General features: G+C 61.7%; 12 protein-coding genes. 2 read left to right on the top strand and 10 right to left on the bottom strand.

The genetic code is table 11. The features are described from left to right. The first annotated feature begins 191 nt into the window (after nucleotides 1–191). Complete coding sequence (locus tag SB13_RS14250) at nucleotides 192–1,139, top strand: aliphatic sulfonate ABC transporter substrate-binding protein (protein WP_026740998.1); 948 nt, start codon at nucleotides 192–194, stop codon at nucleotides 1,137–1,139. Between the two features lie 61 nt (nucleotides 1,140–1,200). Here SB13_RS14250 and SB13_RS14245 read toward each other — a convergent pair whose 3' ends face one another. The 9 genes from SB13_RS14245 to ssuD all read right to left on the bottom strand — a co-directional run bounded on the left by SB13_RS14245 (nucleotide 1,201) and on the right by ssuD (nucleotide 11,859). Then, nucleotides 1,201–2,430, bottom strand: coding sequence for an acyl-CoA dehydrogenase family protein (locus SB13_RS14245; protein ID WP_026740997.1), 1,230 nt, complete (start codon nucleotides 2,428–2,430; stop codon nucleotides 1,201–1,203). Continuing rightward, on the bottom strand, nucleotides 2,405–3,883 hold the full coding sequence (locus SB13_RS14240) for an MFS transporter (protein WP_026740996.1): 1,479 nt from the start codon (nucleotides 3,881–3,883) through the stop codon (nucleotides 2,405–2,407). The genes SB13_RS14245 and SB13_RS14240 overlap by 26 nt, the downstream gene beginning before the upstream one ends. Before the next feature lie 191 nt (nucleotides 3,884–4,074). Next, nucleotides 4,075–4,950, bottom strand: a complete 876-nt coding sequence (locus SB13_RS14235; protein ID WP_026740995.1) for a MetQ/NlpA family ABC transporter substrate-binding protein — start codon at nucleotides 4,948–4,950, stop codon at nucleotides 4,075–4,077. Continuing rightward, the gene (locus SB13_RS14230; protein WP_026740994.1) at nucleotides 4,947–5,660 is read right to left on the bottom strand and encodes a methionine ABC transporter permease; all 714 of its coding nucleotides are present in this window, start codon (nucleotides 5,658–5,660) and stop codon (nucleotides 4,947–4,949) included. The genes SB13_RS14235 and SB13_RS14230 overlap by 4 nt, the downstream gene beginning before the upstream one ends. Then, nucleotides 5,657–6,676 carry a methionine ABC transporter ATP-binding protein gene (locus SB13_RS14225; RefSeq protein ID WP_026740993.1) on the bottom strand — a complete coding sequence of 340 codons (1,020 nt, stop codon included), beginning with the start codon at nucleotides 6,674–6,676 and terminating at the stop codon, nucleotides 5,657–5,659. The genes SB13_RS14230 and SB13_RS14225 overlap by 4 nt, the downstream gene beginning before the upstream one ends. Further along, a complete protein-coding gene (locus tag SB13_RS14220; protein ID WP_026740992.1) occupies nucleotides 6,673–8,079 on the bottom strand; it encodes an LLM class flavin-dependent oxidoreductase in 1,407 nt (468 codons plus the stop codon). The genes SB13_RS14225 and SB13_RS14220 overlap by 4 nt, the downstream gene beginning before the upstream one ends. An 86-nt stretch (nucleotides 8,080–8,165) precedes the next feature. Continuing rightward, nucleotides 8,166–9,575: an FAD/NAD(P)-binding protein gene (locus SB13_RS14215; RefSeq protein WP_026740991.1), complete on the bottom strand. Its 1,410-nt coding sequence runs from the start codon at nucleotides 9,573–9,575 to the stop codon at nucleotides 8,166–8,168. Beyond that, the gene (sfnG, locus tag SB13_RS14210) at nucleotides 9,568–10,671 is read right to left on the bottom strand and encodes a dimethylsulfone monooxygenase SfnG (protein ID WP_026740990.1); all 1,104 of its coding nucleotides are present in this window, start codon (nucleotides 10,669–10,671) and stop codon (nucleotides 9,568–9,570) included. Before sfnG ends, SB13_RS14215 begins: the two co-directional genes overlap by 8 nt. A gap of 15 nt (nucleotides 10,672–10,686) precedes the next feature. Further along, nucleotides 10,687–11,859 carry an FMNH2-dependent alkanesulfonate monooxygenase gene (gene ssuD, locus SB13_RS14205; protein ID WP_026740989.1) on the bottom strand — a complete coding sequence of 391 codons (1,173 nt, stop codon included), beginning with the start codon at nucleotides 11,857–11,859 and terminating at the stop codon, nucleotides 10,687–10,689. Between the two features lie 279 nt (nucleotides 11,860–12,138). Between ssuD and SB13_RS14200 the strand changes: the two genes are divergently transcribed. After that, complete coding sequence (locus tag SB13_RS14200) at nucleotides 12,139–14,097, top strand: sigma-54-dependent Fis family transcriptional regulator (RefSeq protein ID WP_026740988.1); 1,959 nt, start codon at nucleotides 12,139–12,141, stop codon at nucleotides 14,095–14,097. Here SB13_RS14200 and SB13_RS14195 read toward each other — a convergent pair. After that, nucleotides 14,094–15,020: a LysR substrate-binding domain-containing protein gene (locus tag SB13_RS14195; protein ID WP_026740987.1), complete on the bottom strand. Its 927-nt coding sequence runs from the start codon at nucleotides 15,018–15,020 to the stop codon at nucleotides 14,094–14,096. The genes SB13_RS14200 and SB13_RS14195 overlap by 4 nt on opposite strands. Between the last annotated feature and the right edge of the window lie 71 nt (nucleotides 15,021–15,091).

Below are 15,091 nucleotides of genomic sequence, written 5' to 3'. Positions count from 1 at the left end.
ACCGCGACTGCGGCAATCCGTCACTTAATTAAAGATAGAGTCTCGAAAGATAACATCGTAGATCGTTGATGTCGCACACCCGACGACCGGTTAAAACTAATAGGAATATTAAAAAATATTTCATTATTTTAAGGTTATAAATTCTCTCTGATAAGGTTTTTGCTTAATTTGCCTTAAGAGACGACGCCATCATGAAAACCTCCCTACGTCATACCGCGCTCGCGCTGCTGTTGGCGGGGCTGTCCGCCTCTGCGGTCGCCGCGTCCCAGCCTGAAGCCATCAACATTGGTTATCAGAAAGCCAATATTTTCGCCCTGCTGAAATACCGGGGAACGCTGGATGAAAAATTTAAACAGCAGGGCATTCAGGTGCGCTGGATCGAGTTTCCCGCCGGGCCGCAGATGCTGGAGGGATTGAACGTCGGCAGTATCGATCTGGCGGCGACAGGCGATGCGCCGCCCGCCTTTGCGCAAGCGGCGCAGGCCGATCTGATTTATCTGGCGCACTCGCCCGCCAATCCGAAAACGGAAGCCATCGTCGTGCCGGGCGACTCCCCCATCAAAAAGGTGGCGGATCTCAAAGGGAAGCGCGTGGCGCTGAACAAGGGCTCGGACGTCAATTACCTGCTGGTGAAAGCGCTGGAAGATGCCGGGCTGAGCTATCGCGATATTACCCCGGTCTACCTGACGCCGAGCGATGCGCGCGCGGCGTTTCAGCGCGGCGCGGTGGACGCCTGGGTGATTTGGGACCCGTTCCTGGCCGAGGTGGAGAGCAATGCGGGCGCCAGACAGATTCGCAATGCCGAGGGGTTGGTGCCGCACTACACGTTCTACCTCGCCAGCCGGAAATTCGCCGAAACCTGGCCGCAGACGGCGGAACAGGTCGTCAACGAACTGGCGTCGCTCAGCCAATGGGCCAACGCTAACTCGACCGATGCCGCCGCCATCCTGTCTCAGTCGACCGGCTTGGATCGCGCCATCTGGAGCAAAGCGCTGGCAAGAATGCCTTACGGCGCCGAGCGGATGACGCCGGAAGTTTTCAGCCAGCAACAGGCGCTGGCGGACAAATTCACGCAGATCGGCCTGCTGCCGACAAAGGTCAACGTGACCCGCGCCACCTGGTCATTGGATAAACAGTGATGAGTCTTACTGACCACAAAAAAGCGGGCGCTCAGGCCCGCCTTTTTGTTCGTCCACACGATTAAGCGGTTTTCTGTTCCTGCCCGCCATTGCCGACCTGCCAGATAAAGGTCGGCGCATTGCCGTTAACCAGCCAGTCGCCGATATTACGGGCCTTATAAATCACCGGATTATGGGACGCCAGCGTGCGCGCGTTGCGCCAGTGGCGATCCAACGCCTTGCTCACGCGCGTATCCGAAGCGCCAAGCGCGTTGAACAGCTCGGTCGCCGCCCGCGGCACCAGCTCGCTGGCGATCACCTGCGCCTGCGCCGCCTCCACTTCCGCGATGCTGTTGATGCGCAGTTTGAGGGCGTCGTCGCCCGAAGCATGGACCTCATACGCCTGCTGCAGCGAATGCGTAGCCGCGATCACCGCCGCTTCCGTGGCGTAAGCCCAACTGGAAACCTGACCAACGACCTGCAATACCTGCACATCCTCTTTCGGCAACGCGGCATTACTGTGGCTGTAGATACGCTTACGCTGTCGCACCCCCTCAGCCGCATCGCGCGCAACCGCCCGCCCGATGCCGGCGAGCGTCGCTAATAGCATGTGCTGGTAAAACGCCGTCTGATACAGAAAGCGGTCCGCAAAATCGTATACGTGCTCGGCATCGACCTGTGCCTGTGTGAATCGAGTCGTGCCGCTGCCGGTCAGCCGCTGACCAAAGCCGTCCCAGTCGTCCTCGCGCAATACGCCGTCCTGATGGGTACTGACGATGGCAATCACATCCCGGCCGTTATCGCTGCGACGCGCGTAAACATCAATCCAGTCGGCGAATAGCGTGCCGGTGCTGTAAAACTTTTCGCCGTTCAGCGTCCACCCCTGCGCCGCTGGCTCGACGTGAGTGATGACATCGCCGAGTTTGATGTTGCCGATCTCGGTCCAGCCGCTGCCGACCAGCTCACCGTCCAGGAAACGCAGAAACCAGCGGTCGCGCTCCGGCGAGTCAGGCGCATTAAGGCGATCTTCCACGAAGGCGAAATGCGCCCTCAGCGCCTGCGGCAGGTTAGAATCCGCTTCCGCCAGCTCCGTCAGCAGACGGAACAGCTGAGGCAACGATGCGCTCTGCCCCCCCTTCTCCTTAGGAATACGCACGGCACCAAATCCCGCCTCCTTTAACCAGCGGATAGGCTCATGGGGTAGCTCCCGACGCCGCTCACGGTCGGCGGCGCCAGCGGCGATACGGGCGAAGATAGGGCGGAACTGCGCCGCCAACGTATCGTAATCAGTCCCGGTCGAAAGTAAGGTCATGATGTGCTCCTTGATCGTGATGATCGTCAATGTCCTGACGGGTCGGTTCGTGGCGAACCGCGAGCAGGAAGAAAATGGGGATAATGGCGCTCAACGAGACTATCCAGAACATGTTGGTGCCGTAGGCCGCCTGCAACAGCGGCAGAATAAACAGCGCCAGCGCGCTGCCGATGCCGGAGAGCGAGCGGCTGAAACCAACGCCAGTCGCGCGGATAGACGTCGGGTAAGACAGCGCCGGATAGATCATCAACTGCGCCCCCGGCCCGAACCCTTCCGCAAACAGCCACAGGCCCAGCATCAGAATGGCGATGACCACGCCTATGGTCGCCTGGGGCTGGCCAATCAGCGCCAGTGCGATAAGCGCGATGAACTGCAGGGCAAAGCCCGCAATCGCCACATGACGTGAAGGATATTTCCAGGCCAGCCGCATCCCCAGCAGGCCGCCGGTGAAGGCAAATAACGCATTCAGCCCCAGCGAAGCCGAGATGGTTTCAAACACGCCGGCCCCGAGAAATTGCGCCAGAATGGACGGCAGGAAGAAGGCGATGGCGGTGTATTCGAAGGAGATACACACGTTCATCACCCCCGCCACGATGGTGCGTTCACGGTACGGTTTCTGGAACAGCACCCGGAAGCTGACCTTCGGCTGATGAGACGTCTTGCGCTGCGTCTTATCGACAGCTTCGTGGGCGGCAATGCCGTAGGAGTCACGCAAAATCCGCGCCGCGCCTTTGAGATCGCCCTGATTCGCCGCCCACAGGGGAGACTCATTCATAAACTTGCGCCGGACCGCGATAATCAGCAGGGCCGGCACCGCGCCGAACAGCAGCGAGGCGCGCCATAGCCAGTCGAGATGCTGTTCAGGCAGTAGGAAGTAGAGACCGAAAATGATCAGGAAGCAGGCCGACGACGCCGCGTACCACATCGGGCACCACGCCGCCAAGCGGGCGGCCTTGTTGCCCTTGCCGGCGAACTTGGAGAATTCAGCCAGATAGGACATCGCCACCGGCAGGTCGATCCCGACGCCAATCCCCATCAGGAAGCGCGCGCCAATCAGCACCCATACGTTCGGCGCCAACCCGGCGGCGATCGCCGAAACGACGAAAAACAGCATATCCGCCATGAAGACGGAATAGCGGCCATATTTATCCGTCAGCCAGCCGCCGATCAGGTTGCCGATGATGGTGCCGATCATGATGGAAGACGTGACCAGACCGGTTAGCACCGGCGTTAATTGAAACTCTTTGACGACATCATCAATGCCGTAAGACAGCGTGGTGAGATCGTAGGCGTCGAGAAATACTCCGCCCAGCGCCAGAAAAATGATCATTCTGGCGTAGCTGTTTTTCTCGCTGCGGGTGTTGATCAACCTTGCCACGTCGCTCACCGAGCTAATGGGAATGGACCCTGGAGCAGAAACCCCGATGTCGTTATCAACCGGAAACGTACTCATACTATTGGCATCCTCGCTATTATTTTATGTGCAGGTGAAGCTACGGTTATAAGTCGAAGATCTGGCGTTCACAAACAACATTTATGTCTTTGAAATCCATTAAATAACAATAAGATAAACACAAATAACCACGAAAACCGAGCCGCTATCCAGCGGCCCGGCGACAACGTTGAAACGCACGAGAGCGGCGACTATTCGGCCGATACCGGCACAAGAACGCCCTTGACCAACGGGTCGTCTGTCTCCTTCAGCCACCGTTGCAGGCGCGGGTCTGAAAACGCCTGTTGCAATTTGACGATAGGCGCGTCGTTAAGATACGGCGTGCCGATCACCAGCTGTGAGGCGAAGGTGGCCGGGGCCGGCGGGAAGAGAATCCCCTTCTCTCGCGGGATCTTGCCGGCATCGAACTGGGAGACGTAGCCGATGGCGGCATCGACCGAATTTAGCGCGCGCGGCATAGTCAGCAAATCCAGTTCCTTAAAGACGAAGCCTTTAGGGTTGTCCTGAATATCCTTTAGCTTCGCCGTACGCGGCTCGACCGCCGGATTCAGGCGGATGAGCCCGATACGTTGCAGCAGCCACAACGCCTGTCCCTGATTGGCGCCGTCGTTCGGCACCACGATCGTCGCCTGCTCCGGCAGCGCGTCGACCGAGGGGTAGCGGTCCGAGTAGATGCCGAACGCCCACTGGAATACCGGCACCGTCGGGGTCAACTTGAAGCCGTTGGCATCCACCACCTGTTTTAACCACCACTGATGCTGATACACCGTGGCGGCATAGACGCCATCCGCCACCGCCCGGTCCGCCTGGACCGGATCCTGCAAGCCTACGGCCCTCAGCTTCAGGCCGTAGTCGGGGGCGATGTGTTCGCCGACGTACTGAATCACCCGCTCTTCCCCCGCCATCGCCGGTTCAAAATGGATGTCCAGCGTGGAGCCGAACGTCACCGTCTGCTGACGCTGCGTCAGCCAGTACCACGCGCTGNCCGCCGCGGCGATAATCACCACGCCGCCGACCCACCACGGCCAGCGCCGCTTCTGACGAATTTCGAACTGCGGTGTATTCATGCTGACTGCGCTCCCTGTGAATGACGCAATGCCGCGACCAGTCGGTCACCGGCGAATTGAATAAGCTGTATCGTGGCGATCAGCACCACGATGGTGGCGATCATGATGTGGTGATCGAAACGCTGGTAGCCGTAGACCACGGCGAGGTAGCCGATGCCGCCCGCGCCGATGGTCCCGGCGATGGCGGAATATTCGATCATGGAGATCAGATTGAGCGTGATGGCAGAGACGATCGCCGGCAGCGCTTCGCTCAACTGCGCCGAGACGATGATCTGACCGACGGACCCGCCGGACACCAGACCGACCGACGTCACGTCTTCCGGTAGTTCCCGCAGCGCGTTTTCCACCAGCCGGGCGAAAAACGGAATGCCGGCGATGACCATCGGGACGACCGCCGCCGGAATGCCGATGGTGGTGCCGGTCAGCCAGAAAGTCACCGGGATAATCGCCGCCATCAGCACCAGAAACGGCAGGGAACGCCCCATGTTCACCAGCCAGTTCAACATTCGGTTTACGGCCGGGCGAGGAAACAGCCCCCGGCGCGAGGTATTGAACAGCACGACGCCGACCACGCCGCCAAGGCTGACCACGAACAGCATGACGATGGCGACCATGAGCCAGGTTTCGCCGTAAGCGGGCAGCAGCAGCGTGTGGATTTCGCGCCAGGGCGTGTCCTGACTCATCACCGCCGTTGACGTTGCAGTCGTCATATCGCCTCCCTTAGCGCCGGAGCCGTAGCCATCACCTCCGCGACGACGCCCTGCGCGTCGAGCAGCCCGACGATCTGAGCCGCAGAAAGTCGCTCGCCGTGAAAACGCACCGCGATCTCCAGCCGTCCCGCCAGTTGCTGGTTGACCCACTCGACATGACCGCCCAGCATGTCGATCTGCAACGCGAACTGCCTTGAGAGCCGACTAATCCAATCCGTCGCTACCGCCCGGTTCGCGCTATAGCTGACCCGCAGCAAGAGGTCGCCGCGCCCCGGCTGTGCCGTGACCGGGAACAGTCGCTCGCCGAGTGAAGAGCCCGGCTGCGCCAGCAGGCCCCGGACGTCGCCCTGCTGGACGATGGCCCCGTCGCGGATCTCCGCCACCGCATCGGCGGCCGTGCGCACCACGTCCATTTCATGGGTAATCAACACGATGGCCAGACCGAAGTCATCCCGCAGCTGTTTAAGCAGTTGCAGCACGGCCGCGGTCGCCTCAGGGTCGAGGCCGGACGTGGCCTCATCCGCCAGCAGCACCGTCGGATTCAGGGCCAGCGCCCGGGCGATGCCGATACGCTGTCGCTGGCCGCCGGAGAGCTGCGACGGGTAGCTGTCCGCCTTGTGGCTCAGCCCCACGCTGTCCAGCAACGTGCCGACGCGCTTCTGGATGTCACGCTTCACCACGCCCAGAAACTCCAGCGGCAGCGCGATGTTCTCCCAGGCGGTTTTACGCTGGAGCAGCGCTGACGACTGAAACACCGTGCCAATCGCCCGGCGCTCCCGGCGCAGCGTCTCACCGGTCAGCAGCGAGAGATCCTTGCCGTTGACCCGCAGCGTGCCGCGGTCAGGTTTTTCCAGCAGGCTGATGCAGCGCGCCAGCGTGGATTTCCCCGCGCCGCTCGGCCCGACGACCGCCGTGATGGTGCTTGACGGCACCTGCAGCGAGATGTCCTTCAGGACATCCGTCCGACGGCCCTGCTTGTCGTGATAGGTTTTGTACAGGTGTTCGATTTCAATCATGACACCCGCTCCCGTACGCGCGCTTCGGATGAAGCGAGATCCCGATAACCCGCCGCCGGGTGCGGGGCGGCCAACCGCGGGCCGGCGTGAAATAGTTTTTCCCGCAGCGTGCCCGCCGAATAGTCGCGTTTGAAGACGCCGCGCTTTTGCAGTTCGGGGATCAGCAACTCGACCACATCGGTGAACGTTTCGTGCGTCAGGGCATAGGCCAGATTGAAGCCGTCCACGTCCGTCTCTTCCACCCAGCTTTGCAGCTCGTCGGCAACGGTTTCCGCGCTGCCCACCAGCAACGGCCCAAAGCCGCCGATACCGACCCAGTCCGCCAGCCCCTGCACCGTCCACTGCCGGTTCGGATCGGCGGTCGAGAAGGTTTCCACCGCCGACTGGATGGCGTTGGTGTGCAGGTGTTTCAGCACCTGATCCGGCGGATACTGACCAAAGTCGATCCCCGTCCAGCCGGAGATGAGCGCCAGCGCCCCTTCGTAGCTCACCCAGGAGGCATNCTCCCGCCACTTCGCCTGCGCCTCGCGATCGGTCTCGCCGACAATCACCGTTTGCAGGTTAAAAATCAGAATGCTGCGCGGATCGCGCCCGGCCTCCGCCGCCCGGCGTCGGATATCCGCCACCGTTTTCTTTAGCAGCACCTTGGAGGGCGAAGCCACGAAGACGCACTCGGCATGATGGGCGGCGAACTGTTTGCCGCGGCTCGATGCGCCCGCCTGGTAAAGTACCGGCGTCCGCTGAGGAGAGGGTTCGCACAGGTGGATACCCGGTACGTTGAAGAACTCGCCGTGATGATTGATGGGATGGATTTTGGTCGGATCGCTGAAAATCCGCCGCTCGCGATCCCGCAGCACCGCGCCCTCTTCCCAGCTTCCTTCCAGCAGCTTGTAGACCACCTCCAGATATTCGTCGGCGTAGTCATAGCGTGCGTCATGATCGGTCAGCGCCTTCTGCCCGATATTGCGGGCGCCGCTCTCCAGATACGAGGTGACGATATTCCAGCCGACGCGGCCTTTGGTCAGGTGATCCAACGTCGACAGCCTGCGCGCGAAGGGGTACGGATGTTCGAACGACAGCGACGCCGTCAGCCCAAACCCCAGATGCTCCGTGACCAACGCCATCGGCGTGACGAGCGCCAGCGGATCGTTCACCGGCACCTGCGTCGCCTGACGAATGGCGGCGTCGCTGCTGCCGTGCAGTACGTCATAGACGCCCAGCACATCGGCAATAAACAGACCGTCGAATTTGCCGCGTTCCAGCAGCCGCGCCAAATCGACCCAATATTCCAAATCCTTATACTGCCAGGAGCGATCGCGCGGATGCGCCCACAGGCCCGGGGACTGATGTCCGACACAGTTCATATCAAACGCATTAAGGCGAATTTCACGTTGCGATGGCATAGCGCTCTCCATAGAGCTCCCGCAGCCGAACGGCGTTCGGCCGGAGTCTCGATTTATTATTCGTTGAGTCAGTGAGTCGTGAGGGTTCAGGTAGAGACGGGACATCGCGCCGAGACGGCCGCGGCAATCACCGAAGTCATCAGGTGTCGCGCGACGCTTTCCGCGTGCTGCGACACCTGCGGCAGTCCCATCAGTTCGCCGAAACGGCCGCGGGCGGCAGGGCCGACGACCAGCAGGCGCGGGTTGGGCTGACCGAGGATATCCAGCGTTTCCGACCGCTCGTTGACCAGAATCCCCAGTCCCAGCGGATCGGGCTGCAGCACGCCGCGCTGCGACAAGGAGTGCAGCAACGGCTGACTTTCGGTGAGCGACGCATGCGCCGGACCGGTGGTTACAATCAGCTTGTCGACCGTCGTGGTTTCAACCTTCCCCTGACGCGGCTGGAGTCGCAGCGTCAGCGTCGTTTCGTCGGCCCCTACGCCACACAGTCGCGCCGCCAGCACGCGCAGGTCGCCGGATTCGCGCCGCGCCGCGATCACCTGAGCCACCTGCGGCGCGGTGCGATAACGATGCACGTCCCACCAGCTGCGAAGATGGCGCAGGAAACGCTGCTGCTCTTTCAGTGCCAGCGCCTGCCACAAGGTCTGCCCGTTGGCGCGGATCTCATCCATAACCGCCTGCCAGGGAATGCCCTGTTCGGCGGCGGCGGCTACCTCCCGTCGCGCCTGAGCCAGCGCCCCGCGCGCCGTCGTCGGCCAGGGTAACGACAGCGACCAAGGCGGCGGCGGCGCGTCAACGCTCAAATTACTGCGGGACAACAGGCCGTGCCGGGAAAAGGCGACGATCGGCCCACGGTGGCCGCGCGTTTGCAGCGAGGCGACGACGTCGGCCATCGTCAACGCGGTCCCCATGATGCCGACGCGTTGAGTCGGCTCCACGGTATCCAACACGCCCGGCAGCCACGGGTTGGAGACCAACGCTGGATGCGTCTGCCAGTGACGCAGTATCTCGGGTAATGCCGGCGGCGGATGGCTGACGGCCAGCACCACGACATCGGCGCGTAATGCCAGACCGCTTGCCGTCGTCACGATATTATCCTGCAGGCCGATCGCCCGGTCCCAGAGATGGCGGAGCTGAACCGGGCCAGACTTGGCGACGTCGGCGAACAGGCCCTCCATGTAGCGGCCAAAGAGTCCGCGCTGCGGATAGGCGCTGCCGTCACGCCACAACGCCGCGCTATCTTTGCGGAAGTCGGGCTGACGTTTTAGCCAGCGTTCGAAGTGGGTTTTGTCCTCGCTGAACAGCGACATCCGCGCGGCGGGGACGTTGATGCGATGCGCAGGCTCCGGGGTGGAATAGGCGACGCCAAGCCCTAGCCGCTCCCGGGGTTCCACGATCGTGACGCGCAGCGCGCTTTCAGCCATCCGGGCTAGATGGATCGCCAGCGCCGCGCCGCTCACGCCGCCGCCGATAATGATAATGTGGGGTTTAGTCATAGCTCAGCTCCTTTGCCGTGTGTTGCTCCATTTTTCTTACCCGCGGTATGATTTCCCGCCCGAAATAGTCCACTTCTTCCTGAAAATGCAAAAAGCCCAGCAGCATCAGGTCCACGCCCGCGCTTTTGTAGTCGATAATGCGCTCCGCGATCTGCTGCGGCGTGCCGATCAGGTTGGTTTTGAAGCCGTCGTTGTACTGCACCAAATCGTCCAGCGTAGACTGCGCCCAGTTGCCCTCTTTTTCCGGCGAGGCGTTGCCCGCGTTCTGCACTTCATGATGAAAACCTTTCACCGCCGCCGGGTCGGCCTGATCCAGAATATCCTGTAGCTGCTGGCGCGCCGCCGCCTCGGTGTCGCGCGCAATCACGAAGCCGTTAACGCCGATTTTTACGCGGCGTTGATGCGACTGCGCCTTGAGCTGGATGTCCTCCACCTGCCGCCGGATCCCCTCCACGCTGTTGCCGTTGGTGAAGTACCAGTCCGACACCTGCGCCGCCATGTCGCGCGCCGCCCGTGAACTGCCGCCCTGGAAAATTTCCGGCAGCGGATCGCGCGGTTTGGGTTTCATGACGTAGTCGCGGAAGCGGTAAAAGTCGCCCGCGAAGGTAAAGCTGGGCTCGGTCCAGATGCCCCGCAGGCAGCGGATAAACTCTTCAGAACGCAGGTAGCGCTCTTCGTGATCCAGCCACGGTTCGCCAATGGCTTTGAACTCGCCGCGGAACCACCCGCTCACGATGTTGACGGCGATACGCGGGCCGTAAATCTGGCTGAGGGTGGCGACCTGCTTCGCCGCCAGCGCGGGTTTCCACGGACCGGGCAACAGCGCGGCGATCACCTTCAGGCGCTCCGTAGCGGCCAGCAGGTCCTGCGAAAAGGTGACGGATTCGTGCTGATTGTCGGCGCCATAACCCGCGGTGAAGCGAATTTGCGTCAAGGCGTAGTCGAAACCGGCGCGCTCGGCGATCTGCGCCAACTTGCGGTTGTAGTGGTGATCCCACTGCGTGCGCTGAGGTATTTTGCTGACGACCAGTCCGCCGGAGACATTAGGCACCCAGTAGGCGAACTGGATTGGGCGGCGCGTTTCGTGCTGTGACATAGCGATCTCCCGTGATTAGCTGGCGCTGACCTGTTTGACCGGTCGGCGGTCGCCGCCGATAGTTTCACCGAAGGGGCCGGTATTGACGGCGCGAGACGGCGGGCGGGACGACTGCGCCAACGGCAGCAGCGGCATGACCAGCTCGGCGAAGCGATGCGCCTCCTCCAGATGGGGATAGCCGGACAGAATGAAGTTTTCGATGCCCAGCGCCTGGTACTCCCGCAGGCGATCCGCCACCTGCTGCGGACTGCCCACCAGCGCCGTCCCCGCGCCGCCGCGCACCAGCCCCACGCCCGCCCACAAATTGGGGCCAATACGCAGATCATCCCGCGAGCCGTGATGCAGCGCGCTCATTCGCGCCTGTCCGGTCGAATCCATTCGGGCGAAAATTTTCTGCGCCTGCGCGATGGTGTCATCGTCCAGATGGGCGATCAGACGGTCGGCCGCCGCCCAGGCCTCTTCCTCGGTTTCGCGAACGATGACATGCAGGCGAATACCGAAGTTCAGCGTGCGTCCATTCGCCAGAGCGCGTTCCCGCACGACCCGCAATTTTTCCTCGACCTGCGCCAGCGGCTCGCCCCAGGTGAGATAGGTATCGATCTGCTCCGCCGCAACGTCGATGGCCTCCGGCGAAGAGCCGCCGAAATAGAGCGGCGGGCCGTTTTCCTGCACCGGCGGAAACAGCACCTCCGCACCTTCCACCCGAATATGTTTACCGGAGAAATCCACTTTCTCGCCCTTCAACAGCCGCGTATACACTTGCAGGAACTCTTCGGTGACCTCATACCGTTCGGCATGAGTCAGAAAAATGCCGTCGCCTTTGTTTTCCACCGGATCGCCGCCGGTCACTACGTTGATCAGCAGCCGTCCCTCCGACAGCCGGTCGAGCGTGGCCGCCATGCGCGCCGCCAGCGTCGGCGGTTGCAGCCCCGGACGCACAGCTACCAGATAGCGCAGCTTACGGGTCACGGGCGCAAGCGCCGAGGCCACCAGCCAGGAGTCTTCACAACTCTTGCCGGTAGGAATGAGGACGCCGTAGTAACCGAGGTTATCCGCCGCCAGCGCCACCTGCTGCAAATACGCTAGATCCACGGGACGGCCGCCGTGAGACGTCCCCAGATAACGCCCATCGCCATGCGTGGGCAGGAACCAGAAAACCTTGATATTGCCGTTATCAGATTCAGCCATTATTCGATTCCTATATAACTATATTCATTATTTATACAAAGAATGTTTCAGTTTGGTTATAAAAATCAAAGCAGGAACCGTGCCATGAAGTACGGGATTTTTTATTCATAAAAATCAGGGGATTAACCACCGTCGATCGACAGTGAAAATGGTGCATTTGCAGCAAATCGGCATCACCCACTGCTGCGTTTGCAGCAAAGGGCTCAAATGGCCCTCTCGTATCGCTTAGGGCGCTGAGATAAGCTCAAGCCATCCCATTTCCTGCCGCGAACGCCATCGATGAAAAACCCTCAGCCCTTTGCCGCCGATACGCCCGTGTTGATCGACCCTGCCTCTCTGGCCTTCCAAAGCATGCTGGATAAGCTGGCGCCGACCGACGCGACCGTGCTGATCGTGGGAGAAACCGGAACAGGAAAAGAAGTGGTGGCGCGCTATCTGCACCATCACAGCACCCGGTGGCAACAGCCGTTTCTGGCGGTCAACTGCGGCGCGCTGACGGAAAGCCTGGCCGAAGCGGAGCTGTTCGGGCACGAGAAAGGCGCGTTCACCGGCGCCACCCAAACCCACCAGGGCTGGTTTGAGGCGGCGGAGGGCGGCACGCTGCTGTTGGATGAAATCGGCGAGCTGAGCTTACCGTTGCAGGTTAAATTGCTGCGGGTGTTGCAGGAACGGGAGATCACCCGCGTGGGTTCGCGCAAATCGGTGAAGATGAACGTGCGCGTCATTGCCGCCACCCATGTGGATTTGGCGCAGGCGATCCGCGAGCGGCGCTTTCGGGAAGATCTCTACTATCGCCTTAACGTCGCCGTCGTCGACCTGCCGCCGCTGCGCCACCGCACCGGCGATATCCCGGTGCTGGCGCAGCATTTCCTGTCGCTGTACGCCCGCCGTCTGGGCCGCCCCACCCGGCAGCTGTCGCCGGAAGCGCTGGACACGCTGATGGCCTACAGCTGGCCCGGCAACGTGCGCGAACTGGAAAACACCCTGCATAATGCCGTACTGCTGAGTAAGGACGGCGATATCAGCCCGGCGCAGCTGCGGCTCAACCTGACGCTGTCGGACCTGAATGTCCCGACGTGCGACGACGCGATCGACCGCTTTATCCGCCAGCAGTTGGAAAGCGAAGCGGAGCGGCTGTATGACCGGCTTCAGCATGCCCTCATCCGCAACGCCTTCGAAATGAGCAACGGCAATCAGACGCAGGCCGCCGCCCTGCTGGGCGTCAGCCGGAATACCCTGCGCACGCTGCTGGCCAATCAGGGGCTAATCAAAGGCCGACGTAAAACCACGCCCGTCCCATCCGCGTCCTCCGCCACGTCATCCTCTGGGCATACGGAGCGGGAACTGCGCATCGGCTACCAGAAGTTCGGCATTCTTGGCGTCCTGAAAGCGCGCCAGAGTCTGGAAAACCAGTTTGCGCGTCAAGGCGTCAGCGTGTTGTGGAGTGAGTTTCCCGCCGGGCCGCAGCTCCTGCACGCGCTGCACAATGATGAAATCGACTTCGGCACCACCGGGGAAGTGCCGCCGATTTTCGCTCAGGCCGCCGGCACGCCGTTGGTGTACGTCGCCTACGAGCCGCCCGCGCCGGAGAGCGTGGCGATGCTGGTCGCCTGGGACAGCGATATCCACACGCTGGCGGATTTGCGCGGCAAGCGGATCGCTGTCAATAAAGGCTCGAACGTACACTATTTGCTGGTACAGATGCTGGATGAACAGGGACTGACGCTGAACGACGTCCGCGTGGTGTATTCCCCGCCCAAATACCCGCTGACGCCCAGCGATTACCACGCCGTAGATGCGTGGATGTTGTGGGACCCGCTGCTGAGCGATGCCGAGCGCGACGGCGCTCTGCGGGTCATCGCTGATGGGCGCAGACGCGTGCTTAACCATCAGTTTTATCTTGCGCGTCGCGATTTCGTCGTTCGTCATGAGGATTTGCTGGAACCGCTGCTGGAATTACTGACGCAGACCGGCCACTACATCGACAGCCAGCGCAGCGAGGCGGCCCGGAGCCTCTCGGTGGAGCTCGGTATGGCCCCCGCCTCGCTGGAGCGCGCGCTGCGGCGGCGTAGTCATCGAACCCGACCGATGGATATTGCGGTGATCCGCGAGCAGCAGATTATCGCCGACCGTTTTTATGCTCTGGGGCTGCTGCCCCGTCCAATTACCGTGCGGGATGCCGTCTGGCTGCGGGGAAACGCCCGACCACCGACGACGACGATCGCCAACGTCCGCTAGCGGGCGCGGCTCTCCGCTGGCATCAGAGTCGATAGATACGCCCGGCTGAGCGTCGCCTCTTCCATCAGTCGAGTCGTCAACGCGCTGAGTGCCGGCGTTATCTCTGAAGACGCCGGGTACGCCAGATAATAAGCGGAGCCGCTCGGCACGCAGAGCGGGAAAGGCGCAACGATCCGTTGCGTTCTCACGTCGTCCTCCAGCAGGCAGAGATCGCCGATGGCAATACCGAACCCCTGCTGCGCGGCGCTCATCGCCAGATCCAGCGTATCGAAGTGCTGCGCCTTGCGGGAGGGCAACGCATCGCGCCCCGCCGCCCGCAACCATAACAGCCAGTCGCGGCGGTCGCGTGTGGGATGGAGCAGCGTGTATTGCGACAGATCCTCCAGCGTCATCGCCCGACCCGCCGGAAGCAGTGAGGGCGCGCACACCGGCGTCAGCACTTCATCAAACAGCGGATGCAACGTCAGCCCGCGCGCCGAGGGACGGCCAAACACCACCGCCGCGTCGAAATGTTCGTGATCAAAATCCAGACCGTGCGAAATCGATGACGTCAGCTCGATATGGACGTCGGGCATGTCGTTTTGCAGGCGAATGACCCGCGGCAGCACCCAGCGCATGGCGCAGGTTGGGCATTTGATGCGCAGCGTTCCTGGGCGGGCAGCCGCCCGCACCAGCGCTTCATCGATGGTCGCCAGCGCCTGCCGTACCGGCGTCAGCAGGCGTTCCCCCTGAGGCGTCAGAATCAATCCGCGCGCGTGGCGTTTGAACAACGGGTAGCCCAGCTGACGCTCCAGCCCCAGAATCTGGCGGCTGACCGCGCCCTGCGTCAGGCAGAGAGCCTGCGCCGCGTGGGTGAAATTGAGATGCTGGGACACCACCGCGAAGGTTTGCAGTACGTCCAACGAAGGGCGTTTCTGGGCCATGAGACTCCTTGTGCAACCGGTTAAGCTATGATTTTTGTGCATGGCTAGTATGACAAAGTTTCCCTTGTTGC

Origin of the sequence: Lonsdalea quercina subsp. quercina, assembly GCF_000688695.1 — a bacterium.
Classification (GTDB): Bacteria; Pseudomonadota; Gammaproteobacteria; order Enterobacterales; family Enterobacteriaceae; genus Lonsdalea; species Lonsdalea quercina_D.
The sequence above is the reverse complement of the archived record's forward strand: the minus strand, read 5'-3'. Positions and strand labels throughout refer to the sequence as shown.